Annotated in this window: 24 protein-coding genes and 3 tRNA genes; 9 read left to right on the top strand and 18 right to left on the bottom strand. The window is 47.3% G+C overall.

What is annotated here, in order from left to right; translation table 11 throughout:
- Positions 1-143: 143 nt before the first annotated feature.
- On the bottom strand, positions 144-1,946 hold the full coding sequence (gene proS, locus RMO84_RS18930) for a proline--tRNA ligase (protein WP_310489987.1): 1,803 nt from the start codon (positions 1,944-1,946) through the stop codon (positions 144-146).
- Between the two features lie 190 nt (positions 1,947-2,136).
- Positions 2,137-3,333, bottom strand: coding sequence for a histidinol-phosphate transaminase (locus tag RMO84_RS18925; protein WP_310489990.1), 1,197 nt, complete (start codon positions 3,331-3,333; stop codon positions 2,137-2,139).
- Positions 3,334-3,528: 195 nt separating this feature from the next.
- On the opposite strand from RMO84_RS18925, the gene RMO84_RS18920 reads away from it, so the two are divergent.
- Together RMO84_RS18920 and rsmH are read left to right on the top strand one after the other, a co-directional pair.
- Positions 3,529-3,601 (top strand) — tRNA-Glu (locus RMO84_RS18920).
- A 143-nt stretch (positions 3,602-3,744) separates the two neighbouring features.
- Positions 3,745-4,653, top strand: coding sequence for a 16S rRNA (cytosine(1402)-N(4))-methyltransferase RsmH (gene rsmH, locus RMO84_RS18915; protein WP_310489986.1), 909 nt, complete (start codon positions 3,745-3,747; stop codon positions 4,651-4,653).
- A gap of 493 nt (positions 4,654-5,146) precedes the next feature.
- Here rsmH and clpX read toward each other — a convergent pair whose 3' ends face one another.
- From clpX to tig, 3 genes are all read right to left on the bottom strand, one after another.
- A complete protein-coding gene (gene clpX, locus RMO84_RS18910) occupies positions 5,147-6,544 on the bottom strand; it encodes an ATP-dependent protease ATP-binding subunit ClpX (RefSeq protein ID WP_310489989.1) in 1,398 nt (465 codons plus the stop codon).
- 267 nt (positions 6,545-6,811) lie between these two features.
- Positions 6,812-7,459: an ATP-dependent Clp endopeptidase proteolytic subunit ClpP gene (gene clpP, locus RMO84_RS18905; RefSeq protein ID WP_310489985.1), complete on the bottom strand. Its 648-nt coding sequence runs from the start codon at positions 7,457-7,459 to the stop codon at positions 6,812-6,814.
- A 251-nt stretch (positions 7,460-7,710) separates the two neighbouring features.
- Complete coding sequence (gene tig, locus RMO84_RS18900; protein ID WP_310489984.1) at positions 7,711-9,114, bottom strand: trigger factor; 1,404 nt, start codon at positions 9,112-9,114, stop codon at positions 7,711-7,713.
- Positions 9,115-9,577: 463 nt separating this feature from the next.
- Here tig and RMO84_RS18895 point away from each other — a divergent pair, with 463 nt between their 5' ends.
- The 3 genes from RMO84_RS18895 (at position 9,578) to RMO84_RS18885 (ending at position 14,210) form a co-directional block, all read left to right on the top strand.
- Positions 9,578-10,603 (top strand): aspartate-semialdehyde dehydrogenase, encoded by a 1,026-nt coding sequence (locus RMO84_RS18895; protein WP_310489983.1) that lies wholly within the window; start codon positions 9,578-9,580, stop codon positions 10,601-10,603.
- A gap of 166 nt (positions 10,604-10,769) precedes the next feature.
- On the top strand, positions 10,770-11,684 hold the full coding sequence (gene dapA, locus RMO84_RS18890) for a 4-hydroxy-tetrahydrodipicolinate synthase (RefSeq protein ID WP_310489982.1): 915 nt from the start codon (positions 10,770-10,772) through the stop codon (positions 11,682-11,684).
- A 657-nt stretch (positions 11,685-12,341) separates the two neighbouring features.
- Complete coding sequence (locus RMO84_RS18885) at positions 12,342-14,210, top strand: ribonuclease J (RefSeq protein WP_310489981.1); 1,869 nt, start codon at positions 12,342-12,344, stop codon at positions 14,208-14,210.
- A 688-nt stretch (positions 14,211-14,898) separates the two neighbouring features.
- Here RMO84_RS18885 and RMO84_RS18880 read toward each other — a convergent pair.
- From RMO84_RS18880 to RMO84_RS18870, 3 genes are all read right to left on the bottom strand, one after another.
- Positions 14,899-15,114 carry a type II toxin-antitoxin system mRNA interferase toxin, RelE/StbE family gene (locus tag RMO84_RS18880; RefSeq protein WP_310489980.1) on the bottom strand — a complete coding sequence of 72 codons (216 nt, stop codon included), beginning with the start codon at positions 15,112-15,114 and terminating at the stop codon, positions 14,899-14,901.
- Between the two features lie 62 nt (positions 15,115-15,176).
- A complete protein-coding gene (locus tag RMO84_RS18875) occupies positions 15,177-15,398 on the bottom strand; it encodes a hypothetical protein (protein ID WP_310489979.1) in 222 nt (73 codons plus the stop codon).
- A 107-nt stretch (positions 15,399-15,505) separates the two neighbouring features.
- Positions 15,506-16,117 carry a hypothetical protein gene (locus tag RMO84_RS18870; RefSeq protein WP_310489978.1) on the bottom strand — a complete coding sequence of 204 codons (612 nt, stop codon included), beginning with the start codon at positions 16,115-16,117 and terminating at the stop codon, positions 15,506-15,508.
- A gap of 360 nt (positions 16,118-16,477) precedes the next feature.
- On the opposite strand from RMO84_RS18870, the gene RMO84_RS18865 reads away from it, so the two are divergent.
- Positions 16,478-16,639 (top strand): hypothetical protein, encoded by a 162-nt coding sequence (locus RMO84_RS18865; RefSeq protein WP_310489977.1) that lies wholly within the window; start codon positions 16,478-16,480, stop codon positions 16,637-16,639.
- Positions 16,632-16,832 (top strand): HNH endonuclease signature motif containing protein, encoded by a 201-nt coding sequence (locus RMO84_RS18860; protein WP_310489976.1) that lies wholly within the window; start codon positions 16,632-16,634, stop codon positions 16,830-16,832. Before RMO84_RS18865 ends, RMO84_RS18860 begins: the two co-directional genes overlap by 8 nt.
- Before the next feature lie 142 nt (positions 16,833-16,974).
- Here the strand turns inward: RMO84_RS18860 and RMO84_RS18855 are convergent, their stop codons facing one another.
- The 10 genes from RMO84_RS18855 to RMO84_RS18810 form a co-directional block, all read right to left on the bottom strand.
- Positions 16,975-17,247 (bottom strand): hypothetical protein, encoded by a 273-nt coding sequence (locus tag RMO84_RS18855; RefSeq protein ID WP_310489975.1) that lies wholly within the window; start codon positions 17,245-17,247, stop codon positions 16,975-16,977.
- 345 nt (positions 17,248-17,592) lie between these two features.
- Complete coding sequence (locus tag RMO84_RS18850) at positions 17,593-18,624, bottom strand: PIN domain-containing protein (RefSeq protein WP_310489974.1); 1,032 nt, start codon at positions 18,622-18,624, stop codon at positions 17,593-17,595.
- Complete coding sequence (locus RMO84_RS18845; protein ID WP_310489973.1) at positions 18,624-19,157, bottom strand: DUF2442 domain-containing protein; 534 nt, start codon at positions 19,155-19,157, stop codon at positions 18,624-18,626. The genes RMO84_RS18850 and RMO84_RS18845 overlap by 1 nt, the downstream gene beginning before the upstream one ends.
- Positions 19,150-19,383 carry a DUF4160 domain-containing protein gene (locus RMO84_RS18840; RefSeq protein ID WP_310489972.1) on the bottom strand — a complete coding sequence of 78 codons (234 nt, stop codon included), beginning with the start codon at positions 19,381-19,383 and terminating at the stop codon, positions 19,150-19,152. The genes RMO84_RS18845 and RMO84_RS18840 overlap by 8 nt, the downstream gene beginning before the upstream one ends.
- 50 nt (positions 19,384-19,433) lie before the next feature.
- The gene (locus RMO84_RS18835) at positions 19,434-19,601 is read right to left on the bottom strand and encodes a hypothetical protein (RefSeq protein ID WP_310489971.1); all 168 of its coding nucleotides are present in this window, start codon (positions 19,599-19,601) and stop codon (positions 19,434-19,436) included.
- Between the two features lie 51 nt (positions 19,602-19,652).
- Positions 19,653-19,724, bottom strand: a tRNA-Thr gene (locus tag RMO84_RS18830).
- An 11-nt stretch (positions 19,725-19,735) separates the two neighbouring features.
- Positions 19,736-19,818 (bottom strand) — tRNA-Tyr (locus RMO84_RS18825).
- A gap of 56 nt (positions 19,819-19,874) precedes the next feature.
- Positions 19,875-20,357: a low molecular weight protein-tyrosine-phosphatase gene (locus RMO84_RS18820; protein ID WP_310489988.1), complete on the bottom strand. Its 483-nt coding sequence runs from the start codon at positions 20,355-20,357 to the stop codon at positions 19,875-19,877.
- A 48-nt stretch (positions 20,358-20,405) separates the two neighbouring features.
- On the bottom strand, positions 20,406-21,182 hold the full coding sequence (locus RMO84_RS18815) for a DUF362 domain-containing protein (protein WP_310489970.1): 777 nt from the start codon (positions 21,180-21,182) through the stop codon (positions 20,406-20,408).
- An 81-nt stretch (positions 21,183-21,263) separates the two neighbouring features.
- Positions 21,264-21,695: an EamA family transporter gene (locus tag RMO84_RS18810; RefSeq protein WP_310489969.1), complete on the bottom strand. Its 432-nt coding sequence runs from the start codon at positions 21,693-21,695 to the stop codon at positions 21,264-21,266.
- A 238-nt stretch (positions 21,696-21,933) separates the two neighbouring features.
- Between RMO84_RS18810 and corA the strand changes: the two genes are divergently transcribed.
- Both corA and RMO84_RS18800 read left to right on the top strand, forming a co-directional pair.
- Positions 21,934-23,067 (top strand): magnesium/cobalt transporter CorA, encoded by a 1,134-nt coding sequence (corA, locus tag RMO84_RS18805; protein WP_310489968.1) that lies wholly within the window; start codon positions 21,934-21,936, stop codon positions 23,065-23,067.
- Positions 23,068-23,153: 86 nt separating this feature from the next.
- The gene (locus RMO84_RS18800; RefSeq protein WP_310489967.1) at positions 23,154-23,936 is read left to right on the top strand and encodes an ABC transporter permease; all 783 of its coding nucleotides are present in this window, start codon (positions 23,154-23,156) and stop codon (positions 23,934-23,936) included.
- Positions 23,937-24,220: the final 284 nt, after the last annotated feature.

The following is a 24,220-nucleotide window of genomic DNA, read 5'->3' as shown; positions in this document are numbered from 1 at the left end:
GTGATTAATTCCATTTAGGGGATAGGGGATAGGGAACAGGGGATAGGGGGACTGGCAAGATGGAGATATTCAAAGATAGGGTGTACATAAAAAAAGAAACTAAGCGTTCGCTCTCTAATTGCTTATTCACACTTCCCTATTCCCTATCCCCTATCCCCTATCCACTCCTTAATCGTTGCGCCAACACTCTCGACGGCGATATCCTGAGATTGTTTCGTAGCGCGTTGGACTACTTCTACTTTACCATCCTTCAGGGAGCGGCCAGTGACGATCCGGAAGGGGATACCGATTAAGTCTGCGTCTTTAAATTTGACTCCAGCCCGCTCGTCGCGATCGTCGAGGATGGTTTCAACCCCCAGTTGATTTAGCTCGGTGTAGAGGCGTTCGGCGACCTCCATTTGCTGGGCATCGCTAATATTCGGCACGCAGATAATCGCATGGTAAGGCGCGATCGCGATCGGCCAAATTATCCCATCTTTGTCGTAGGATTGTTCGACGGCGGCTTGAGCTAGTCGGGATACCCCAACGCCATAGCAACCCATCACTAAAGGCTGCTCCTCACCTTGCTCGTTAGTAAAAGTGGCTCCCATTGCTGCGGAATATTTAGTACCCAGTTGGAAAATATGCCCGACTTCAATGCCGCGTGCGGTTTCGAGAATTTGCGTCGAATCGTGAATAGCGCGATCTCCAGGCAGAGCTTTTTGAATCTCGACATTAACTGTCGGCAGTGGGAAATTAGTACCCCAATTGGCACCGACAACATGTTTGCCAGTCTCATTTGCGCCAGTAACGAAATTGGTTAAACTTGCGGCGGTAGCATCGACAATCCGCAGGAATTGGGGATGGACGTCGGGACTGGAGGTAATATAGTCATCGCCCAGATCTGGCGCAATGTATCCGAGTGGTAATGGTTTAGCCGCCCATTTGGCGATCGCCGCTCCATCGGGAACTTCAAGCGCAATTATAGTTTTGGCTCCATAATTAGGAGCTAATTTTACCAGTTCGTTGGTTAATTTGACCTGATTGACCTCGCGATCGCTCCGAATGCTAATCAATACTAAAACCGTCTTGCCATTATCATAGACAGCCTGCTGAAGAACATTTTTGACGATCGATGTCGGATCGCACTCCAAGAATTTAACGAGCTTATTTATCGAGTTCGTATTCGGCGTATCCTTGACTTCGTAATTAGTAAAAGTTGACGGCACAGCATCGGGAGCTAGCGACACTGCTTTTTCCACGTTGGCAGCATAGTTACCATCTGCCGTATACATCACATCATCTTCACCCGCATCCGCCAACACCATAAATTCCTGCGAGCCAGAACCACCGATCGCGCCAGAGTCGGCATCGACCGCCCGAAATTTCAAGCCGCAGCGGGTCAACATATTGCAGTAAGCCTGATGCATGTCTGCATAGGTAGCCTTAAGGCTCTCGGTATCGGCATGGAAGGAATAACCATCTTTCATGATAAATTCCCGTCCGCGCATCAGTCCGAACCGAGGCCGAATCTCATCGCGGAATTTGCTTTGAATCTGGTAGAGATGTTGGGGTAATTGACGGTAAGACTTAATTAGATCTCGCGCCACCGCAGTTACGACTTCCTCATGCGTCGGGCCGAGAGCCACTTCTCGCTTCTGCCTGTCGGTGAAGGCAAACATAATCCCCTCCGCCTGGGTATAAGTATCCCAGCGTCCCGATTGTTGCCACAATTCGGCGGGTTGGAGCTGGGGCAGCAAACATTCTTGCGCGCCTGTGGCATCCATCTCCTCTTTAACAATCTGCCGCACCTTCGTCAATACCCGCCACATTAGGGGTAAATAAGCATACAAGCCACTCCCGATCCGGCGAATGTATCCAGCCCGCAGGAGCAGTTTGTGACTGGGGATTTCGGCTTCGGCTGGTTCTTCGCGCAGGGTGACAAATAAGCTTTTGGACAGTCTCATCAGATTTTTTACGTTAGGTTACTCGCCCTAAACTTAGTAGGGTTTGACTATCGATATTATCGCAGGGTCGGGGTTGCTTGTGGCTCGATTGCCAAATTTGACCCGATCGCTATTGCCATTTTTCGGTTCAGTCGCAAACAGACAAATAAAGAGCGACAACGACGGGAGAATTTTACTCGATTGCTCAAACTTACATCTGAGTTAATAACTGACCGATCCGATCGATCGTGCGCTCGTTTTCGGCGGGAGTGCCGATCGAAATCCGCAACCCGCCGCCAGTATGGCGAATTGAAGTGCCGCGACTTTTTAACTGGGCGACCAACTCCGCCATCCCTAAGTCGGCGTTCTCGGTTCCCAGCAGCCGGACGTAGAGGAAATTAGCGTCGCTGCGCCACACTTTGAGTCGATCGAATTTAGCCAGAGCGATGAATAGTCGATCGCGTTCGCTAATTAGTTGGGGAATTACCGCCAATAATGACTGGCGGTGGTGCAGGACTAGTTCCGCAGCGGCGAGGGAAATGCTCGGTAAATTGTAAGGTAATCGCACCTGTTCGAGCGTTGCAATTAGTTGTGGATGTCCCACGGCATAACCCACCCGATGCGCGGCGAGTCGAAAGGCTTTGGAAAATGTCCGCAACACAATCCAGTTGGGCTGCGCGGCTAATTCAGCGACTACTGTCTCTTGACTAAACTCGAAATAAGCCTCGTCGATAACCACCAAAATTTCTGGTGGCAAACTCCGCATCCAGTCCAATTCTGCCGCAGTCAGAGCATTACCTGTCGGCGAATTGGGATTGACCATAAACACCACTCGAATTGGCGTACCTTGGCGATCGTCAATTGCCGTTTGCGCCGCAGCCAGATCGACTTCAAAGTTTGCCACAGATCGATCGATACTCACGACCGGAATCCCTAGCGTCTGCGCCAGAATGCCATACATGCTAAAAGTCGGCCCCGCGACTAAGATACTACCCGCACCGCCTACACAAGTCGCAATCAGCAGCGATCGCAATAACTCGTCCGAACCGTTGCCGACACTAATTTGGCTGGGGAGAATCGGATCTGTCAATCCGGCTGAAGCGGCAACATAACCCGCAATTTCCGCCTTGAGGCGGTGATGTCCCCCATCTGGATAGCGATTGCTCTCGATTCTCGTGCCGAGAGGCTCCGCCAACGATTCTACCCAGGTCTGTGCCAATTTTTGCTTGAGTTCGAGCGGTAGATCGTAGGGGTTCTCATTCGTATCTACTCGATCGATCTCCACTGTCACAGCTTGCCCTGCCGCTCCACCCGGATGCGGCGTGTATGCCTGCAAGCTCGTCAGGTCGCTGCGAATGAAGGGCAAAGCGGCGACGACACTAGGATCTTGGGTGTGAGTAGTAGTCATGATGAGCGTTGGCAAAGCCTCTGGAGCATGAGATCGGATGTGAATCACCATCATAGAATCGATCGACAACGAAATCGAGGGAATCGATTAAATATTTATCATTGACCTCGGTAGCAACTATGATTGCGAAAATAATCTCGTAAAGGTATTGACAGCACTTAATATATCTCGTATATTGATAAATGTCTGAAACAAGCCCCCATCGTCTAGAGGCCTAGGACACCTCCCTTTCACGGAGGCGACAGGGATTCGATTTCCCTTGGGGGTACTTAGACAAGCATTTTTAAAAAGAGGTTAGACAAATAAGTGTCTGACCTCTTTTTGCATGGTTAGATACTGCTCTGCAAAGATAGACATTCAAAACAACGCTCATCACCTAAAGTCTAAAGCCTAATCCCTAACCCCTAACCTATGGATGCCGATTTTTTGCATATTCCAGTATTGAGCCAGGAAATAGTGACTGGCTTGGCGGTAAGTGCGGGTGGATGGTATTTAGATGCAACAGTCGGCGGCGGCAGACATAGCGAACTGATTTTACAAGCTGCACCCGATGTACGGCTGGTGGCGATCGATCGGGACTTACAAGCCTTAGATGCAGCCAGAGCTAGATTAGCACCCTACGGCGATCGCGTGCAGTTTTGGCATGGTAATTATGCTGACTATCCAGCAGGAGAACAGCAATTTGATGGGATTATTGCCGATTTGGGGGTGAGTTCGGTGCAATTGGATCTCGCCGAACGCGGTTTTAGTTTTCGGAATGAAGCACCGCTGGATATGCGGATGGATCGCTCTCAGGAGACGACAGCCGCCGATTTGGTTAACGATACTCCTGAAGCTGAGTTAGCACGGCTGATCTTTACTTATGGGGAAGAACGTCTCTCGCGGCAAATTGCCCGTGAAATCGTCGCCGGACGGCCATTTACAACGACTACCCAGTTAGCGTATACGATCGGTGGTGCCGTACCCAAGTCCTATCGTTATGGGCGCATTCATCCCGCGACGCGCACATTTCAAGCATTACGGATCGTCGTCAATCAAGAACTCAGTTCGCTCGAACGGTTTTTGGTAGTCGCGCCGACGTGGTTAAAACCGGACGGAAAGCTCGGACTGATTAGCTTTCATAGTCTCGAAGATCGGATTGTCAAGCACTCTCTTAGAGCCAATGAAACCCTAACGGTGCTCACTAAAAAGCCGATTATCGCCACTGAAGCTGAATTAGCTGCTAATCCGCGCGCTCGATCGGCAAAATTGAGATGGGCGGTATATCGATCGAGTAGCACCACAGGTCGGCGTCGCAAGTATCAACTTGAAGATGTCTAGACACAAAAACGGCTGGTAAGAATCTTACCAGCCTGTGAAAGCTTAAACCCCGATTTCCCTTAGTAATGTGAATTTACAGTTAGGTCAGCACTACTAAAAAAGAATTATTAAAATCCATGTTGCTATATTTAAAAGTCTTTAAATTAGCTGTCTGAATTTATATATGAAATATATCGCATTCGATCGGTTGCAGACATCAGCCATTTGATGGAACTTATTATTGCGATCTAGCGTCATAGATCGCTTGTCTGCAATTTGGACGAGCATTCGGAAAGACCAGACAAGACAGAATCGTTGGCAGTACTAGAACAAAGCCAATATCCTCAACCCGAACTGACGTTTATTAATCGATCGTGAGATCGGACGATAACTAGCACGAGCGGCACGAAGCAGATCGCGACCGCGCCGAGCCGATTTCGATCGCTGTCTACGAGATTTGGCTTAGGCGAATTGCTAGCAAGCAGATCGCAATTTCCGCTAGAACTCTGAAAATTTAGGCAGACTCCGGCTTTGGTACAGAGGTGGGATGAATTAACAATTCGGCAGTCGATCTTTTCTCCACCATTTCGCGTGTAATCGTACAGCAGGTGAGATCTTTCCGCGAAGGCAGTTCGTACATCACATCGAGCATCAACTCTTCTACAATGCCGCGCAGTGCTCTAGCCCCAGTTTTGCGACGGTGAGCTTCTTTAGCGATCGCGCGAATGGCATCGGGATGAAACTCTAGGGTCACATTATCCATATGCAACAGTTTCTCATATTGTTTGACGAGGGCACTGCGCGGTTCTGTGAGAATCGATACTAGTGTATTTTCATCTAAGGGGTTGAGGGTGGCAATTACGGGCACCCGACCGATAAACTCGGGAATCAATCCGTATTTAACCAGATCTTCCGGTTCGAGATGTTTCATCATATCCGCAGTGCGTTGCTCGCGGTTGATATTCTCGCCTGGTTGGATAAAGCCCATCGACTTTTTGCCCATCCGTTGTTCGATCGTCTTCTCAAGGCCGACGAAGGCACCACCACAGATGAACATGATGTTGCTAGTATCGATTTGGATACAGTCTTGATAGGGGTGCTTTCTACCGCCTTGGGGTGGAACGCTGGCGATGGTGCCTTCGAGCATTTTTAGCAGTGCTTGTTGGACGCCTTCACCAGAGACATCGCGAGTAATAGAGGGGTTTTCACTTTTGCGAGCGATTTTGTCAATTTCGTCGATGTAAATGATGCCACGCTGGGCTTCTTCGACATCTAAATCGGCGACTTGCAGCAGCCGGAGTAAAATATTTTCGACATCTTCACCGACGTAGCCAGCTTCGGTGAGTGTAGTCGCATCGGCGACGGCAAACGGTACGTCTAGCACTTTGGCAAGGGTTTGGGCAAGCATGGTTTTACCACAACCAGTCGGCCCAATCAGCAGGATATTCGATTTTTGGAGTTCGACCCCATCGTCGGTGGCATTGGCTTTATGAATGCCATTGACGCCAGCAGCAGCATTTTGGGACTGGGAGTCTTTATCTTGACTCTTAGCTTGAGCGTAGCTCAGTCGCTTGTAATGGTTGTAAACAGAGACCGAGAGGACTTTTTTGGCTTCATCTTGGCCAATGACATGCTCGTCGAGATATTTCTTGAGTTCTCGCGGCTTGGGCATCTGGCTGAGGTTCATCGGCACCGATTCGCGACGTTTGCGTGGGGGTTCGGCTTTGGCAGGGGGATGAGTTACGGGTCCATTGGGATCGAGTAGTTCTTCATCGAGGATCTCATTACATAGCTCTACACATTCGTCACAGATATAAACTCCCGGCCCCGCGATTAGCTTCCGGACTTGTTCTTGAGACTTGCCACAAAAAGAACACTTGAGATGAGAGTCATAGTTTTTAGTAGCTGGCATATTAGTGAGCGTGCCTCGTGAAGCAATATTATAGTTACGATCGGTGCTGGCGAGTTCGATCGAGTCGATCGCTACTTTTGGTAGCATGAGGCGTTTACCTAAAGCAGGCTACGCCAACGACTGAGTTAGTATCGATCGCCGTTTGATGAACTAGCCAGTTGATGATTGCGATCGTGCGAGCAACTGAAATTATAGATTTAAATCCGTGCAGATCGATCGAGACTAAATAATTCAATTTTGTTACTAACCAAACTAGATCGTCCGCATTCAAGCGCGTTCGATAATCTTATCGATCGCTCCGTAGGCGAGAGTTTCTGCGGGTGACATCCAAAAATCGCGCTCGGTATCTTCGGCAATTTTCTCGATCTGCTGTCCGGTATGCTGCGCCAGCAGACCATTGAGATGATTTTTGAGATAGAGAATTTCGCGAGCTTGAATTTCGATATCTACGGCTTGACCTTGTGCGCCGCCGAGGGGTTGGTGGATCATGATCCGCGAGTTGGGCAAGGACATGCGTTTGCCTTTGGCTCCAGCAGCTAACAAAAATGCGCCCATACTGGCGGCCAAACCATAACAAATCGTTACGACATCGGGTCGAATTTGCTGCATGGTGTCATAAATTGCCATGCCGGCAGTAATCGATCCGCCTGGTGAATTGATATGTAATTGAATATCTTTTTCGGGATCTTCAGCTTCGAGAAAGAGCATTTGAGCCACTAATGTATCGGCGACACTATCGTTGACTTCGGTGCCCAAGAAAATCATGCGTTCGCGTAATAATCGCGAGTAGATATCAAAAGCGCGTTCGCCAGATCCAGATTGTTCTACCACCATGGGCACCACGCTGGTACCGGCATAGATTTCGCTCTGGTTGTAGCTTCTAATCGACCCGTAAGAAGAGTTGGAGACAATCATGGTGGAAGAGGTAAGAGGGGAAAATAAACTAAGCTTGTCTACGGGTGAGTTGCACGTAGATAATTGAATTATACCAATCTCTTCAATAATGTTGTTGTGGCAATAGACGATCGGGAGTGCGGAAAACATCACTAAACCGAGACAATCGCGGGTTAAATTACCTGAATCGGATTGCGAGGAGAGCGGGTATTTGGGAATGAGAGCATTTTTTTTCCACCATCATTCCCACCCGATCTGCCCCGCTCGGGCAATTATTCAGTGACTGCTTCAGCCAAAATATCGATCGCTTCAGCTTCACCAGCCGCAGTGGATTCATCATCTGCTGCTGGCTTGAGCGAGCCTTCGGGTACCAATTCTACTTTGGCATGGTCTTTGAGCCATGCTAAGGTTTGCTCTTTTTGGAGATCTTCAGTAATGTAAGCCCGCAGCCGATTTTCATCAATGTTTTCGCCAGCTAATTGAGGGATCACTTCAGACATTTTGGCAGCAATTGCCTCATCCGTGACGGTAATGCCCTCTTTTTTGGCAATTTCTTCGATCGCCAGTTGCTGTTTGAGGTTATTAATCGCATCAGCCCGACAATTCTCTTTCATTTTGGGGATAGTTTCCCGTGTAAAGAGCTTATTGACATCCATCCCGTATTGGCTGAATTGATTGGCCATTTGGTTGAGGATATTCATCGTCTCCCGCTCGATCAGGGTTTCGGGTAGATCTGCTGCGGCAACTTCAATCAAAGCGGTTTCGATCGCCGTGGTGATGTTTTGGTCGGTGGACTTTTGCGCTTGTTCTTGGAAGCGGGTCGCGATCGAGGCTTGGTACTCTGTGAGGGTATCAAAATCGCTAGCTTCTTTAGCAAAATCGTCATCTAAGGCTGGTAATTCCTGCTCTTTGAGATCTTTGAGGACGACATTAAAAATCGCTGGTTGGGCGGCCAAATCTTCGCGCGGGTAATCTTCGGGAAAGACCACGTCGATATTTCGCGTTGCGCCGACGCTCATGCCGACAATCCCATTGACCAGATCGGCAATAAATTTCCCTTCCGATAATTCGATATCAAAATCTTCTGCCTGCGCGCCGCTAATTTCGGTACCATCGGGAAGTTTGCCGCTATAGTCTACGACAGCAATATCATCGAGTTGTGCCGGACGACCGACTACTGGAATGGTCGTAGCTTTTTCGCGACGTTGACGATCGATAAAATCTTCAACTTGGGCGGGATCGTAGACAATTTCCTCAGCCTTAACACTCAAGCCAGTATAAGTGCCCAAGCTAACTGCTGGCGGTACGTCTACCGTCGCCCCAAACGTCAAAACTTGACCCGGGACGTATTTTTGCAACAGTTCGTCGAAATTTGACGTGATTTGGTAATTACCGATCGCGGGTACGGCTTCTTGCTTGATGGCTTCGTTAATTGCTGGTTCGAGCAAAGCTTCTAGGGCCATGGCTTTCACCTGTGCTTGACCCATTCGTTGTAAAATTACTTGCCGAGGAATTTTTCCTTTGCGGAACCCAGGAATGTTGGCTTTTGTCGTCAGGTTTTTGATGGCCTGTTCGTAATATTTAGTCGTTTGGTCTCCGGTAACTTCAATCTCTAAACCAATCCGGCTTTGTTCGAGTTTTTCCTGGGTAACTTTCATGATGTGTATGTCTAACAACAGTCAATGGTGAGATGTAAGGGCTGGGCGATCGTCTAATTATGATATGCTAACGCTATAGCCAGTGGACGATCGAGGATAACTGCTTCGTTCGCCTTTGCGGGCGGCTGACAACCTTTATTCGACAGCAATCCTAATGCCTAGCGCAGATGGCGATCGTCGCATAACTTAATGAGAATGCGCAGTTTATCTACAAGATTCATCTACTTGATGATAGTACATTGCCGTTAGGTATTAAGTATTTAAAGATTAAGTATTTAGAATTTGAGATTTAGTGAAGATCTGGTGACTATAGTTGTAGTCAAGATGAGGTCGGCTAGCGATCGGTGGCTAACTAGTAGATATTAAGTTGTAAGAGCAACAGCACGCTGCCTAACTTAGGGATCTGCAAGCGACGAGAAGTGCTAAACCGATCGCCACCCATGTTAAATTCGATCGATATTCAGTAGTGGAGGCAGCTTTCTTGGCCGATTTATATCGCGTGGCAATCTTAGGGGCGACAGGTGCCGTTGGGACGGAATTAATCGAACTCCTGGCTCAACGCAATTTCCCGATTGCCGAACTCAAGCTATTTGCGTCGCCTAAGTCCGCAGGTACGAAATTAAAATTTAAAGGTGCGGAAATTTCGGTCGAGACAGTCACCGAGCGATCTTTTGACGGCATCGATATCGTGCTGGCTTCGGCTGGTGGCTCGACTTCCAAAGCACTTGCGCCGCAAGCCGTAGCCGCTGGAGCAGTAGTCATCGATAATTCCAGTGCCTTTCGGATGCGGGATGACGTGCCATTAGTAATTCCAGAAGTCAATCCGGCTGCCGCTGCCCAACATCAGGGGATTATTGCTAACCCCAATTGCACGACGATCCTAATGGCCGTCGCGATCTATCCGCTGCACCAGATTCAGCCGATTCAACGGATCGTTGCGGCAACTTATCAGTCTGCTAGCGGTGCCGGTGCTAGAGCGATGGCCGAAGTCGAAACGCAAAGTCGAGATATTTTAGATGGGAAGACACCCAAACCAGAAATTTTCCCTTATCCCCTAGCTTTTAATTTATTTCCCCACAATACCCCGATCGATGAAACTGGGTATTGCGAGGAAGAGCTAAAGATGGTCAACGAAACGCGGAAGATCTTCGGGACGCCCGATCTGCGCGTGACAGCCACCTGTATCCGCGTTCCCGTTCTCCGCGCCCATTCAGAAGCAATCAACCTCGAATTTGCCAGTCCCTTCGATCCCGATCTCGCTCGATCGATCCTGGCAAAAGCTCCTGGTGTAAAATTAGTCGAAGACTGGCAGGCCAATTATTTTCCGATGCCGATCGATGCTTCGGGTAAAGATGAAGTCTTAGTCGGACGCATCCGCAAGGATCTCTCGCACCCCAATGGGTTAGAATTATGGCTCTGTGGCGATCAAATCCGCAAAGGTGCCGCTCTCAATGCCGTCCAAATTGCCGAATTATTGATTGAGAAGAATTGGCTCAAGCGGAAATAGGGAATAGAGGGAATAGGGGATAGGGAATAGGGGATAGAAGTTTGCGCTTTGCGTCGATCGAAGAAATTGGATGCATTCAACGCAGTAAATATCATCCTTCTCTGTTGCCCCTAACCACTAACCCCTAACCCCTATCCTCTATTCCCTAACCCCTAACCCCTAACCCATGACAATCGATTTCGGACGAGTCATCACGGCCATGATTACCCCCTTCGATACCGAAGGAAACGTTCACTACGCAGAAGCAGAGAGATTAGCAGCACATTTAGCCGCCAATGGTTCGGATGGAATTGTGGTTTGTGGCACGACTGGGGAATCGCCAACCCTAAGTTGGGACGAGGAATATCAACTCTTTCAAGTCGTCCAATCGGCAGTCGCTGGTAAAGCCAAAGTAATTGCTGGTACCGGATCGAATTCGACTAGCGAAGCGATCGAAGCTACCCAAAAAGCTGCTAAACTAGGAGTAGATGGAAGTTTGCAGGTTGTGCCTTATTATAATAAGCCCCCTCAAAGTGGGTTATATCAGCACTTTGCCGCGATCGCTGCTGCTTGCGACTTGCCGATGATGCTATACAACATTCCCGGACGTACCGGACAGCAGTTAGAGCCGGAGACGATCGCCAAGTTAGCAAAATTAGACGAAATTGTTGCAATTAAGGAAGCTACGGGTAATCTAGATATAGCCAGTCAGATCCGCAGCCTGACCCCACCAGACTTTGCGATTTATTCGGGCGATGACTCCTTAACTCTGCCGATCCTCTCTGTCGGCGGTACTGGAGTAGTCAGTGTAGCCAGCCACTTGGTGGGCGATCGCATTCAGGAAATGATTGCGGCATTTGCCTCCGGGCACCATCAGCTAGCGACCAAGATTCATATCAAACTATTACCGCTATTCAAAGGACTCTTTTTTGCGCCCAACCCCATGCCGATCAAAGCAGCACTCAACTTGCAAGGTTGGGAAGTCGGTGGACTGAGATTACCCATGTGCGAACTACCGATCGAATCATTACCGCAAGTCCAGCAGCTACTGCAACACCAAGGATTACTCGGCACGCCGATCGATTCTTCAAAGCATTCCTAAAGATGACGGTTAACCGCATGCCAAGCTTGTAGAGATCCCAGCCGCCGCTGTAAGTCTATTCTAGTTTTCGAGCTTTAACACGCATCCTTGAACCGATCTAGACTAAAGATCGAAATGAATAATCTAGCCGCGATCGATTGACCCATTCCCAATAATATGATACAACTAAGATAACGAGGACAAATGCCCATAAGTTTCCAAGCTGTTCGGTTAGAACTTGACAAGTTAGCAGCATAGTTATTGTCACTATTCCAAATAGTTAAAGCAGATCGAACTCTGAGTAGTCCGAAATCAGCCGATCTGAGATTGAGTCCGATTTATTCCGAATCTCGATCGCCAAACATTCAGTTAGTTTAATAATAGCCAGTGCAAATTTCTAGCGCATAGTTTTCGTAGATTATATTATCTATATTCTGCTCAGAGTCCGGTTGTGTCACCGTTAATGCAGATCTTCTTCTCGTAAACCTGAAGGATAAGATCGAGCGAACGACACTCCAATATTGCTACTACAGCTTTAAATATTTCTCGATTTTAAGATTCAGGCAAAACAGCTAATGAAGTTAGTTAGTGCTGAATAATCGATTGCCGCTGGCACGCCTTACGAGCGAAATAATCAGTTTTGTTTAAAAATTATCCAAATTAGCCAAGTTTATCTAAATGAGTCCAATTCTAAAATCATCCACCACCTCGATCCCTGCTAAAAACTCCAACCAACCTACCCTTAAAGTAATTCCACTCGGTGGTTTACATGAAATAGGTAAAAATACCTGTGTCTTTGAGATTAATGACGAGATTTTATTGTTAGATGCTGGTTTAGCATTCCCTACCGACGGGATGCACGGCATCAATATCGTCTTGCCAGATATGACCTATCTGCGGGAAAATCAGCACAAAATCAAAGGGATGATCGTCACCCACGGACATGAAGATCATATCGGTGGCATCCCCTATCACCTCAAGCAATTTGACATCCCAGTCATCTACGGCCCACGGCTGGCGATGGCGTTATTGCAAGGTAAATTAGAAGAAGCTGGCGTTGCCGATCGCACGAAAATTAAAACCGTTGCCCCCCGCGATATCGTCAGAATCGGTCAATCCTTCTTCGTCGAGTTTATTCGCAATACCCACTCGATCGCCGATAGTTTTACCGTCGCCTTACACACTCCCGTCGGCGTCGTCATCCATACCGGCGACTTCAAATTCGACCATACCCCCGTCGATGGTGAAGCCTACGACTATGCCAAACTCGCCGAACATGGTGAAAAAGGCGTGCTGTGCCTGATCAGTGATTCCACTAACTCTGAAATCCCTGGTTTTACGCCTTCCGAGCGTTCCGTCTTCCCCAACCTCGATCGGTATATCTCCCAAGCCAAAGGTCGGGTAATGGTGACAACCTTCTCCTCCTCTGTCCACCGGATCAACATGACGATCGAAATAGCGATGAAATACAATCGCAAAGTCTGCGTTGTCGGTCGATCGATGCTCAACGTCATCGCTCACGCACGGAACTTAGGCTATATTAACTGTCCCGATGATGTGTTCGAGCCGCTGCAATCTGCCAATCATCTTCCCGATGATAAAGTATTAGTACTGACTACTGGCTCCCAGGGTGAAACCTTAGCCGCCATGACGCGGATCGCCAACGGTCAACATCGCCAAGTCCGGATTCGCAAAGGCGATACGATTATCTTCTCCGCTAACCCGATTCCCGGCAATACGATCGCGGTTGTCAATACGATCGACAAATTGATGATGCAAGGTGCTAACGTGATCTACGGTCGCGATAAAGGCATCCACGTTTCCGGACACGGTTGCCTAGAAGATCAGAAATTGATGCTGAGCCTGACTCGTCCCAAATTCTTCATCCCCGTTCACGGCGAACACCGGATGTTGATCAAGCATTCCCAAACCGCCCAAAGTACCGGCATTCCCGCCGAAAACATGGTGATTATCGACAATGGCGACATCGTCGAACTGACCGAAAATAGCATCTGTAAGAATGGCAAGGTGCCTTCTGGCGTGCAACTAGTCGATAATGCTGGCATCGTCCACGACCAAACGCAGGTAATGGAAGAGCGCAAACAGCTTGCTGGCGATGGCGTCGTTACAGTTGCTCTGGCGATCGGGCTGGATGGTAAAATGATGGTCAAACCGCAGGTCAATCTCCGTGGCGTCGTCACTGCTGTCGAACAGTCGCTAATTACTGCTTTAATCCAAAAAACGATCGAAAATTGCTTGATCGATCGCTGGGATCGCTTTGCACGGACGTTTGAATCCGGTCAGCTCGATGTAGACTGGACGGGACTCCAGATCGAGCTAGAATCTGCACTCCAACGTTTAGTACGACGCGAACTGCAAAGTCGTCCGCTATTGGTATTGATGATGCAAACGCCTGAAGATGGCGAGACTAAACAGAAAGGTAAAATCGCTGTCGGGGCAAGTGCTGGTGCTGGTGCGAGTCATAGTTCTACTCCCGCGCCGGTTGGTCGCCGCAAGCAACGTTCGACCGCCAAAGTCGGATCGTAGATTTTCGGACAGCAGAGCTGCAGTAAGCTCATCGCTGTAATTTAGTTACTGAAAGAGGGTAGTAGCAATCACCATTGCTGCTACCCTCTTTTTAAGTTCTCAATCCTGTGAATAGAGTTATTTTCAGATACGGGTAATTTGGAGCTAACTAATTCCGAAAAAAGCGATCTACATCACATCATTCTCAGTAGCCAATCTAGGATAATATCTGCGTATCTATTACCGATCGACTCCTAAAGAAGCATATGCCTGCGGACTATGTGAAACTCGCCCAAACATATCTACGATCCAATCCATCCCGGCAACAAAGTTACTTCGCTGCCTTGACTAGATTCATGGGTGAGTCACCAAAGACAATATCAATGAATTGGTTGAAAGCTGAGTACCTGAGACAGAAGCTAACTGCCAAGGTCGAGCGTGATTGTGTTTCTTGAGCACGATCGATTTCTTAAGAAAGCCAAGATACCAACGCTGGGCGAGATAGAGCGATCGAGACTTCCCACGCCAACCGCAGCGATCGAGAATTTTTTAATAATATTTTTGCGAGGTGTCGTCCAGCAGAGCAGCCGAATGACCCCTTACTTTAACTTCATTAAATAGCCTTGCCTTGCGGGCTGATTTCGATTGCCTAGCGGCATGCTTGTGCGATTAAGGATCGATCGAGTCATCTTGTGAGCTTGGATAGGAACTAATAGACATCATCATGAGTACCAAGAGTCAACAAAAATATTTCTTCACCATCTCCTTCTAGATTCGGTACAAACTTAAATAAGATCCGATTACTGTAGTCAATGGAACACGACCAGGTTCCATCGAGATCGCCTTTAAGTTTGTGAGTCTTGAGACTGGGATGATAGAAATCTATCGATAACTGTTCTAGCGTCTTTGCTATTGGTTTAGCCATCTGAGGCGACTGCCTCAATAATCTTTTAACAGCACGACTAAATGCGGGACTCCAAACTAGATTCATAACAGATCGAGATCTGCCATGAAGTCAGCGGCAGAGCCTCTTTTAAAGTTTCCGGCAGCATATTCTTGCTCGGCGATCTTAACTTCGGCGATTAATTCAGCTCGTCGCTGTTCCTTGAGTCGATTATTGATAATCTCAACCAGCATGGTTTGTTCTTCGACTGGCAAAGCTTCAACAACAGCGATCGCGGTTTGAAATGTCGATGTTTGTTCGTTCATCGTTGGATCTCTTCTGATAGAGCGATATATTCTTCTATTTTACGTCGATCATGGGATGTTCGAGGTTGACTCAATATCGGCGATCGTTCTGTTTCGTTGGCGTAGCATCACCTTTGGTGAATCGCCCGTTCCCGCACCCACTGTTCAAACAAAGGAATCTCAATCTTATCGACATCTCGATCGCGTTCGATGACGTGATAGCGCAATAAGCGGCGACGGGCAGCGGTGAATTCGTAGTTTGTCTCAACATGAGGATTTCCCTGAGCCAACGCAATCAGGATCTGTTGTCCGGCAGTAACTTCAGCGAGGCTAATGCCTGTGAATTCCGTCCAAATGTTGGTGAAATAGGGTTCGCCGTTGGTGAAAGCGTCTTGGATCGCAGCTTGGAGCAGAGCGTTGGTGGCGAGTTGAGTGTGTTGGAGGTTGGCTTGGTTGACAATCGCGGAGCCGATTAGTTGGAGCAGGTAGGGTTGACAGCGGGTGAGGCGGAGGATTTCGGCGACGATACCAGCGTCGTACTGGAGGGTAAATTCGGGATCGGGATTGAGCAGGAGATCTTCGGCTTCGTGGCGTTCGAGGTAGTGCATTTCCATCGGGACGACGCTGATGAAGTAGTTACTCCAGCGAGTGCCGAGTTCTTCGAGGGTTTGACTCCAGAGAAGAGAAAGCCCAATCGATCGTAATGTTGAATCATGCTGCGAAGTTGGTCGAATAGGCATTCGCTAATCCGATTGTCTTTAATCGCACTGCCGATTTTTTCAAATTCGTCGAGGTTGAGGAGGAGACGGCGTTCGCCCAATTTGGGCAGGGCAAGATCGAGCCAGTCTTCGAGGGTGGGATAGGGTTGGGTGGCGAAATCTTGACGACCTTTGAAAATAGCGGCGCGATCTGGGCGGAAGGGATTGCCAAATTGGAAGGGGTTGAGGAGTTCGCCTTGAGATGTTTTCTGTTGTTCGGCAATTTCTAGTTCGAGGATATGTTGCCACCGCTCGATCGCAGGTTGCCACCTAATTATCGAGACTTTCAGACCGATTGTTAAGATACAATCAAGCTAATCACCTTATCAGTCCTAGCTATTCATGAGCCTCTCCGAACACGATCGCCTCATTCAAATCAGCACTCAAATCGAACAAATCGGTGCCCAACGTCTCGAAGCCCTCGCTCATCTGGCCCAACTCCGCCAAGTCTCCCTCTTAGAGCTGATGGAAAGCATCGGTATCCTTCCTGTGAGCTATGTCTAGCGAATATATTCCTGTTGCCTTGAAGCAACTTGTATTCGATCGAGCCAGTGGCTTATGTGAATATTGCCGCTCTCAAGCCAGGTTTGCCATCGATCCGCTAGTCATCGACCATATTCAACCAGTCAGCCGTGGTGGTAAAACTATCGCCGAAAATCTCGCCCTCTCTTGCCAAACTTGCAACAATTACCAATGAAGGATCGGCAATGGCTAAAAACTATACAGAGAAAGGCTTATAGTGAGCGGCTGAAGTAGACAGTGGGAGGTCAGATTTTACCCGCTCTGACGAACCACCCGATCGCGCCTCCGACTGTGGCGGTAAAGATGACAATCGCAATCTATTTCCAGTTCTTCAGCTCTCCAACCTTCTCAGCTAAATCGCCGACTGCTTTAGTATTCGATTCGAGATTGGTGATTTTAGCGTTAACCGTGTCAAACTTGCCCAACACTCTAGTTTCGAGTGTGTCGATTCTCCCATCCAGTTTGGTAAATTTAAGGTCTGTGTTCGCAAACCCCGCATCTACCTTTTTATCGATCGCCTCGATCTTCTTATCTAGTCCCAAGATAAGATCTTCCAATTCCCTGATGTCTGTGTTGGTTGCTTGGGTCATAATATGTAGAGTATATTTTGAACTTCGATTCTCCTACCGGAGACGCTTCGCGAACGCGCTGCTGCAAACAGTCTTTCGATCGATCTAGCCCTCGCCTTCACTGGTGGGGACTATTTCGATTATAGGGTGATGTGCAGTATTTCAAATAACCAGTACAAAGGAACAACCCGCGACTTTGACAGTCTATTCACCGAAACCCTTTTCTTTGGCAGTGATAAGCCCCGATCTGACGAGCGGCACTTGACGACAAAATATAGATAAAAACAGTGGGCGAAGTGGTGGGCGATCGCATCGTCAAGCATTGTCAACTGATGTGTTGAAAATGAATTAACTGTCATTCAGGTTTCAATTTTTTCGAGATAAGTATGACTCTAGAGTGTTATCCTTCTGCCTTGATTCGAGGAGTTTAATTTGAGATAATAACCCAGATCGATCGGAGAATGAAAGATCCTCTTTTAAGAGAGGATTAATTTGACTAAAGCAACCGATGCTTTCTTTCAAAATATCAAGAGGACTTTCATGTGCTTGAAGTGCAGTATCAGCTATGCCACCAAATCTTTTAGATTCAATTTGAGCAAATGATTTCATTGATAGCTTATCTCGATCTATACTTGCTTTTAAAGCGTCGATCGAACTTTTACCTGCTAAACCACTAAGCTTTACAGCATTAACTTGAGCAGTCGAGCGATCTAAGACAGGTTGAGATAAGGCATCAAGAAAAATTTGTTCAATTGCTTGAAAACGTCTAGATCGAAGTGATGATTTGTCATCTGATGCAATAGAAACTTTAGCTGATGAACAGGTAATATCTAATTGATGACTAGATTCCTTTGGCTCCAATGATTTTACATCTGTATAACTGGGTAGATGATAGAAAGCTTTGTCAAGGTTAGAGATTTGCTCTGAATTAATTACTAATACAGCAGGTAAATCTTTAATATTTTTTGAAAGATTAGCTTCTAGATGATTACGTTGCTGTAAATCACTCAATGTGATAATATTCAATTCCTCTGACGAGAAATCACTAGGCTTATGTGTCACTATTGCACTGATATTTGCTTCGATCGCTAGTTGTATTTCAACTGCTGATTCATAATCTAGATCGGACAATAATCTAGCTTTCTGTGCAACAGCTTTAGTAAGGCGTAATATTTTGATTCTTTTTTTTATCCCAGAAACTTGTCGATTTGATATTTCCAATCCATTCAATGCTTTTAGGAAAACAGCGATCTTGCCTAATCCAGGTTTTGAGATGTATATCTGAATAGATGAATTAGACCCAAATATTTTAGATAAATAGTTAACTTCATTAATAAACTCATCACTACGATTCAGAAAAAACTCCAGGAGAGTATCAGCATCAAGAAGTATTTCCATTAATTATGTTCCTTGACTTCTTGAATGGATTGTTTCTTCTCGCGTGTTTGAGCTACTTTCTTTGTATTGCCCAAATCACGAATACTTGATAGTTCGTCTGCATTAGACTCTGAAGCTACGGTTTTACGAGGTCTACCACCGCGTTTGCCGTTATCTCTTGAGGCTTGGGCTTTGCTTGGCGATTTCGACTTCCCACCGTGACGACCTAGCTCGGCCATCCAGGTTTTAGAACCGAATAACCCCGATACTAATTGCGCTACTCCGAGATCTGCGTCTAAACTTTCCCAGTGCAAAGCAGATCCAGTTGGCATAATCTCCACTTCGGCTAGCTGTTCTGGAGTGCCATTTGCTAATCCTTGTAACAGTTGATATGGAAAACCCATCATCACTCCGTTAGTTAGCTCAATGAATACTCGTTCGCTATCTGCTGCATACCAAGCTTTGACAGCTCTGGGTTCAGTTTGGGCTAAAGCTTTGCCAGCAGCTCTGGCTTCGTCGAACTGTGCTATTAATTCGGGACTAATATTACTCATGAATTTCTTTCCATTTTTCTAAAAGCTCGACTTGATGCTCGATTACTAGACTCAAAGCTTTGGCTAGATCCTTGTTGCCGATTTTCCCTTCAACATTGAACACTCTGGGTTCGACCAACTCTATCTTTACTTCTGCGTCACTTTTGAAAACATGTACGTGTGGAGGAAGATGGTCGTTAGGCCAAATCACAATCCTGAACCCATCTTGTCTAATAATTGTTGGCATCTTTACTCCCCCAAACTCTATCATAACCTATCGCTTGGGTTTTGCGATATTTACTCCGATTGATGTGAAAGCCGTTGGTGGGCTGCGCTAATCTCTTCTTGTAATTTAGCTTGGAGTAATGCTTGGGGCGGTAATACGATCGAATATTCAGTGACATGGATGCCACTTTTATCTAGCTCTAGTAGCTTGACTTTGAATAAAAACAAAAACTTGGCCATTAGGACAAGTTTGTTTCCTAAAAGCCTTACTAGCAAGACGTTACCGACAGAAGCCCTCAATGAGGCTTGAACTCATGACCTCTTCATTACCAATGAAGTGCTCTACCACTGAGCTATGAGGGCGATTGTGAAAGTGGGCCGAGTCGGATTTGAACCAACGTAGAGTCACCCCAGCAGATTTACAGTCTGCCGCCATTAACCACTCGGCCATCGACCCATTTGTTTCACGATTATTAATCCTAGCATGGATGTCTTAAAAAGCCAAGCTAATTGCTAAACATTGGTGAAATTCCGAGCTTCTAGCTGGGATAGCAGTTCGCTACAGGCATCCGTCAGCAGGTCGAGAACATAGTCAAAGCCATCGGCACCGCCATAGTAGGGATCGGGGACTTCTTTGTCTGGGTGTTGGGTGGCAAAGTCACACATCAGTTTTACTTTGTCTTGATATTGTCCCTGTGGGTCGAGTGAGAGGATATTTTGGTAGTTTTCGCGATCCATGGCCAGGATCAGGTCGAAAGCGGTGAAGTCTGCTTTGGTAAATTGTCTGGCACTGCCTAACATGGGAATCTGACGGTTGGTGGCAGCGGCTTGCATTCGACGATCGGGTGGATTGCCAGCATGGTAGTTGGCGGTGCCAGCGGAGTCGCATTGGATGCGATCGCTAACACCAGCCTTATCGGCGAGATGATTCATGATATTTTCGGCAGCGGGGGAGCGGCAGATGTTGCCGAGACAGACGAAGAGGAGTTTCAAAATAGGGGATAGGGGGTAGAGGGTAGGGAGTAGGGAAGAGATATTAGGGAATTAGAAGATCGCTTTAATCCTTTCGATCGCGTCTAGATAATCGGGGATGGTTTCGCCAGTGGCGATACAGGCGGCTCGATCGACGGAGATCGGATCGGTACCGGAGAATATCTTACCAAACTCGATCGTCTGGCCGCGATCGGGTTTCCAGTCGGGGCTAATAAAACGTAAGTCGGCGTCTACGACTGCGCCGTTGAAGAGGTGTCCGATCGAGAAGTAGACGTCTTGGAGAATTTTGGGGACGGAGGGTTGGTGGAGTTGTCCGCGTGAGTTGAGGCTGCGGGCGTGGTATTTCGATCGCGGAAAGAGTCCGTAGAGATTTTTGAGAGATGCGGAGATTAGGGGTTTATCTTTGAGGATCGTGCGTTTGAAGGTGCCGACGGTAATCCGACAGTCTACTTGTTGCAGCAGTGCGGGTGCCCACATGGTTTTGAATCGCACTGGAGTGGGGGCTAGGTTGGGATATTCGATGAGTGGAAGGGTATCGGCGTCGAGTAGTTCCATGCCATCGTCAAATAGCCCATATAGGCCATGTTTGCTAGCGATGTCGTGGAGACTGACTGGGGAACAAACGCCTTCGACGATCGAGATGATGGCGTTAGGGCTAGCTTGGCGGAGCGATCGTAACACGTTGCCTAAGACACCCATACTGACGGTGACGGGTGCCGCAACGGGATAGCCGAGGTTGGGTTTGACCAGGATGTGGCGAGCGTCATAAGCGGATGCTGGGGGCTGATAGACGAAGGTGGCGGTTGGTGCGGTAGAGATGTCAGACATGAGAGATGGCAGTGCCAAGAGTACAAGACTAAAAATAAAGTGTCGATTTCGATCGGGCAAGCGTCCAGGATGGCTTTAAAATTAGAGTACCAATACTAAAGTCCCGATCGCGATGAGGCAACCGCCGAGGATGACTTTGAATGTCAGTGGTTCGTGGAGAAATAGTGCCGAGAAGATAATTACCATCATGACACTGGATTTATCGATCGGGGCGACCTGGGCGGCTTTACCGAGCTGAAGTGCCTGAAAGTAGAAAATCCAGGATAAGCCAGTGGCGATGCCAGAAATAACTAGGAAAATTAGCGATCGAGTCGAAATCGTGGCTAAATGGCTGATATTACCTTGGGCTAAGACGATGCCCCAGGCGATGAAGAGAATGACCACCGTGCGGATGGCAGTGGCTAAATTAGCATCCACATTTTCAATCCCAATCTTGGCAAAAATGGTCGTTAATGCCGCAAAGAAAGCTGAAAGCAACGCATAAATCCACCAAATGTTCGAGCTATTTTCCATGTATTAATCTACCCAGATAGTGATGGTGTTTGAGTGGCATTCATTTTTTCGATCGATCTGGGATACAATGACGGTCTGATAATATTGGTAGAGATTCCAAAAATCGTGAATACTGGCGATCGAGATTAGTCAAGCTCGATTCATAGTTGAAAACACCACCTAAACGAAATAAGAGCAAACGATCGGCATTTACTAGCAATGACCCTCTATTAGTTTAACTATTTCCCTCACTGCCAACATGTCAAATCCCAACTCTTTTCCAACTACTTATCATCAACCAGAAACATCTCGGTTGGGCTATTTTTACGATCGACCGGGAACGACGCCAGGGCAATTACATATTCATGAGGACGCACAGCCAGCAGATTTAGTTTTAATCGACTACGATCGAGATCGTGCCGAGCGGATTTCGATCGATAAACCAGAGCTAATCTATAAATATCTGAATACTCATACTGTATCGTGGATTGATGTTCTGGGTCTGGGTAATCTGGCGACATGGGCAGCTTTAAGCCCGATTTTTAATTTACATCCACTATTGGTAGAAGATGTGGTGAACGTGCCCCAACGTCCCAAAATCGAACATTATCAAGATCAGCTATTGATTATTACGATTATGGTCGTACTTGCACCCGATCGAACGGGATTTAGTAAAGAGCAAGTTAGTTTGGTTTTGGGTAAAAACTATTTATTAACAGTGCAAGAAGAACCAGAAGAAGATTGTTTTCATGGCGTTCGCCAACGAATTGAAGTCGATCGTGGGATTATTCGCAAGCAAGGTGCTGATTATTTAGCTTATTGTTTGCTAGATGCGGTCGTCGATGGCTATTTTCCAGTGTTGGAATATTATGGTGAATTAATTGAGGATCTTGAAGAAGAAGTGATGGCGCGTCCCGATCGATCGACGTTGGCAAGAATTTACAAGATTCGACGCGAACTCCTAACGCTCAGACGCGCAATTTGGCCGCAACGCGATGCAATCAATTCCTTGATTCGTGATGGTAGCGATCTGATTAGTAGTGAGGTGCAGGTGTATTTGCGAGATTGCTACGACCATACAATTCAAGTGATGGATATGGTTGAAACATATCGAGAACTCGCTACTGGCTTGATGGATGTCTATCTGTCGGCTGTCAGTAACAAAATGAATGAAATCATGAAGTTGTTGACTGTTGTTTCGGCAATTTTCATTCCGCTTACTTTTGTGGCTGGGGTATATGGAATGAATTTCGATCGATCCAAGTCACCACTCAACATGCCAGAACTAGGCTGGTATTGGGGCTATCCCTTTTGTCTGGCTTTAATGTTCGTAATTGGCTCTAGTCTAGTGTTCTTTTTCTGGAAACGTGGCTGGTTTAAGTCTTCAATGTAGATTTAGGTTTTAGGTTTTAGGCTTTAGGTTTTAGGGGAAAGAAGTAACATCTCCCAGTCTCCTCGTCCCCCAGTCCCCATCTTGCTATGAACTCTCCTCAAGTTTTAGATGTCCAAGATTTAGCTTGGGCACTTGGTTTAATCGGTATTTCGATCGGTTTGTTGCAATGGCAGCGCGTGGGTTTAGCCAAGCAAATCGCGTTTGCTGCTGCCCGATCGATTTTACAATTATTAGTCATGGGTTTGGGTTTGCAGCTCGTGTGGCAATTTGATAACCCGCTGGTGACACTCGGCGGGATTGGCGCGATCGCACTTGCGACGACGATCGCCACTAGCAATCGGATTGGCGACCGAATCAAAAATTTACTGCCGATCGTCGGTGGAGCTATCTTCACGGGGCTAATTGTTGCCGTTGGTTATACAATTTTGGTAGTTATTAAGCCGACAAATTGGCATCAACCGCAGTATCTGTTAGCTTGTGCGGGCATCTGTTTGGGTTATTTGCTCAATAATACGGCGATTGCTGGCGAGCGGCTGATTGGCGAACTCGATCGACATCAAGCTGAAATTGAAACCCAGCTCAGTCTGGGTGCTACTCCCGCGCAGGCGATCGCGGCTTATCGCCAGACGGCGATAAAATCGGCACTAGTCCCGACGATCGATACTTTGATGGTGGCAGGTTTGGTGACGATCCCTGGCTTTTTGACGGGGGAATTAATCGCAAATGTGCAGCCAGTGAATGCCGCTGGCTATCAAATCATCGTCTTGTTTGCGGTGATGGCAAGTAACACGATCTCTGCGTTACTGGTGACAGGCGGCATTGCTAACCGTTATTTCAATCGATTTGCCCAACTGCAATCTCCTGACTAATGCTAGTGCGGCTGCACCCATTTGTAGGCAGATCTACTTACGCTACAATGATGATGATGTTACTGCGTTGCCGTGCGTACTCGACCGATTTTGGCGATCGAATATCTACTCCAAGTCTAGATAGTTTTGGGATGAATGAACCGAGGTATACCACGACATCGATCGACCGAACATCATCTGTGATTCGATCTAGATCGTAGAGAGCAATCATGGCGATCGACGCTAGTTTTAGTGACACCAACAATTTTACTTTTTCACTGTTTAAGATCCTAATTATGATGCAA

The organism is Chamaesiphon sp. VAR_69_metabat_338 (assembly GCF_031423935.1).
Taxonomy (GTDB): Bacteria; Cyanobacteriota; Cyanobacteriia; order Cyanobacteriales; family Chamaesiphonaceae; genus Chamaesiphon.
Note: the sequence above shows the minus strand (reverse complement) of the source record. Positions and strands in the feature narration are given on the sequence as shown.

Bases quoted from the DNA above. Each gene is read 5' to 3' on its own strand.
- corA (WP_310489968.1), top strand. From the start codon at position 21,934: ATGTCAAATCCCAACTCTTTTCCAACTACTTATCATCAACCAGAAACA.
- RMO84_RS18855 (WP_310489975.1), bottom strand. From the start codon at position 17,247: ATGACCCAAGCAACCAACACAGACATCAGGGAATTGGAAGATCTTATC.
- clpP (WP_310489985.1), bottom strand. From the start codon at position 7,459: ATGATTGTCTCCAACTCTTCTTACGGGTCGATTAGAAGCTACAACCAG.
- rsmH (WP_310489986.1), top strand. From the start codon at position 3,745: ATGGATGCCGATTTTTTGCATATTCCAGTATTGAGCCAGGAAATAGTG.
- RMO84_RS18865 (WP_310489977.1), top strand. From the start codon at position 16,478: ATGAGCCTCTCCGAACACGATCGCCTCATTCAAATCAGCACTCAAATC.
- RMO84_RS18815 (WP_310489970.1), bottom strand. From the start codon at position 21,182: ATGTCTGACATCTCTACCGCACCAACCGCCACCTTCGTCTATCAGCCC.
- RMO84_RS18885 (WP_310489981.1), top strand. From the start codon at position 12,342: ATGAGTCCAATTCTAAAATCATCCACCACCTCGATCCCTGCTAAAAAC.
- RMO84_RS18860 (WP_310489976.1), top strand. From the start codon at position 16,632: ATGTCTAGCGAATATATTCCTGTTGCCTTGAAGCAACTTGTATTCGAT.
- RMO84_RS18810 (WP_310489969.1), bottom strand. From the start codon at position 21,695: ATGGAAAATAGCTCGAACATTTGGTGGATTTATGCGTTGCTTTCAGCT.
- RMO84_RS18835 (WP_310489971.1), bottom strand. From the start codon at position 19,601: ATGGCCAAGTTTTTGTTTTTATTCAAAGTCAAGCTACTAGAGCTAGAT.
- RMO84_RS18850 (WP_310489974.1), bottom strand. From the start codon at position 18,624: ATGGAAATACTTCTTGATGCTGATACTCTCCTGGAGTTTTTTCTGAAT.
- RMO84_RS18925 (WP_310489990.1), bottom strand. From the start codon at position 3,333: ATGACTACTACTCACACCCAAGATCCTAGTGTCGTCGCCGCTTTGCCC.
- RMO84_RS18840 (WP_310489972.1), bottom strand. From the start codon at position 19,383: ATGCCAACAATTATTAGACAAGATGGGTTCAGGATTGTGATTTGGCCT.
- dapA (WP_310489982.1), top strand. From the start codon at position 10,770: ATGACAATCGATTTCGGACGAGTCATCACGGCCATGATTACCCCCTTC.
- RMO84_RS18875 (WP_310489979.1), bottom strand. From the start codon at position 15,398: ATGAACGAACAAACATCGACATTTCAAACCGCGATCGCTGTTGTTGAA.
- RMO84_RS18880 (WP_310489980.1), bottom strand. From the start codon at position 15,114: ATGGCTAAACCAATAGCAAAGACGCTAGAACAGTTATCGATAGATTTC.
- RMO84_RS18870 (WP_310489978.1), bottom strand. From the start codon at position 16,117: ATGCCTATTCGACCAACTTCGCAGCATGATTCAACATTACGATCGATT.
- clpX (WP_310489989.1), bottom strand. From the start codon at position 6,544: ATGCCAGCTACTAAAAACTATGACTCTCATCTCAAGTGTTCTTTTTGT.
- proS (WP_310489987.1), bottom strand. From the start codon at position 1,946: ATGAGACTGTCCAAAAGCTTATTTGTCACCCTGCGCGAAGAACCAGCC.
- RMO84_RS18845 (WP_310489973.1), bottom strand. From the start codon at position 19,157: ATGAGTAATATTAGTCCCGAATTAATAGCACAGTTCGACGAAGCCAGA.
- RMO84_RS18800 (WP_310489967.1), top strand. From the start codon at position 23,154: ATGAACTCTCCTCAAGTTTTAGATGTCCAAGATTTAGCTTGGGCACTT.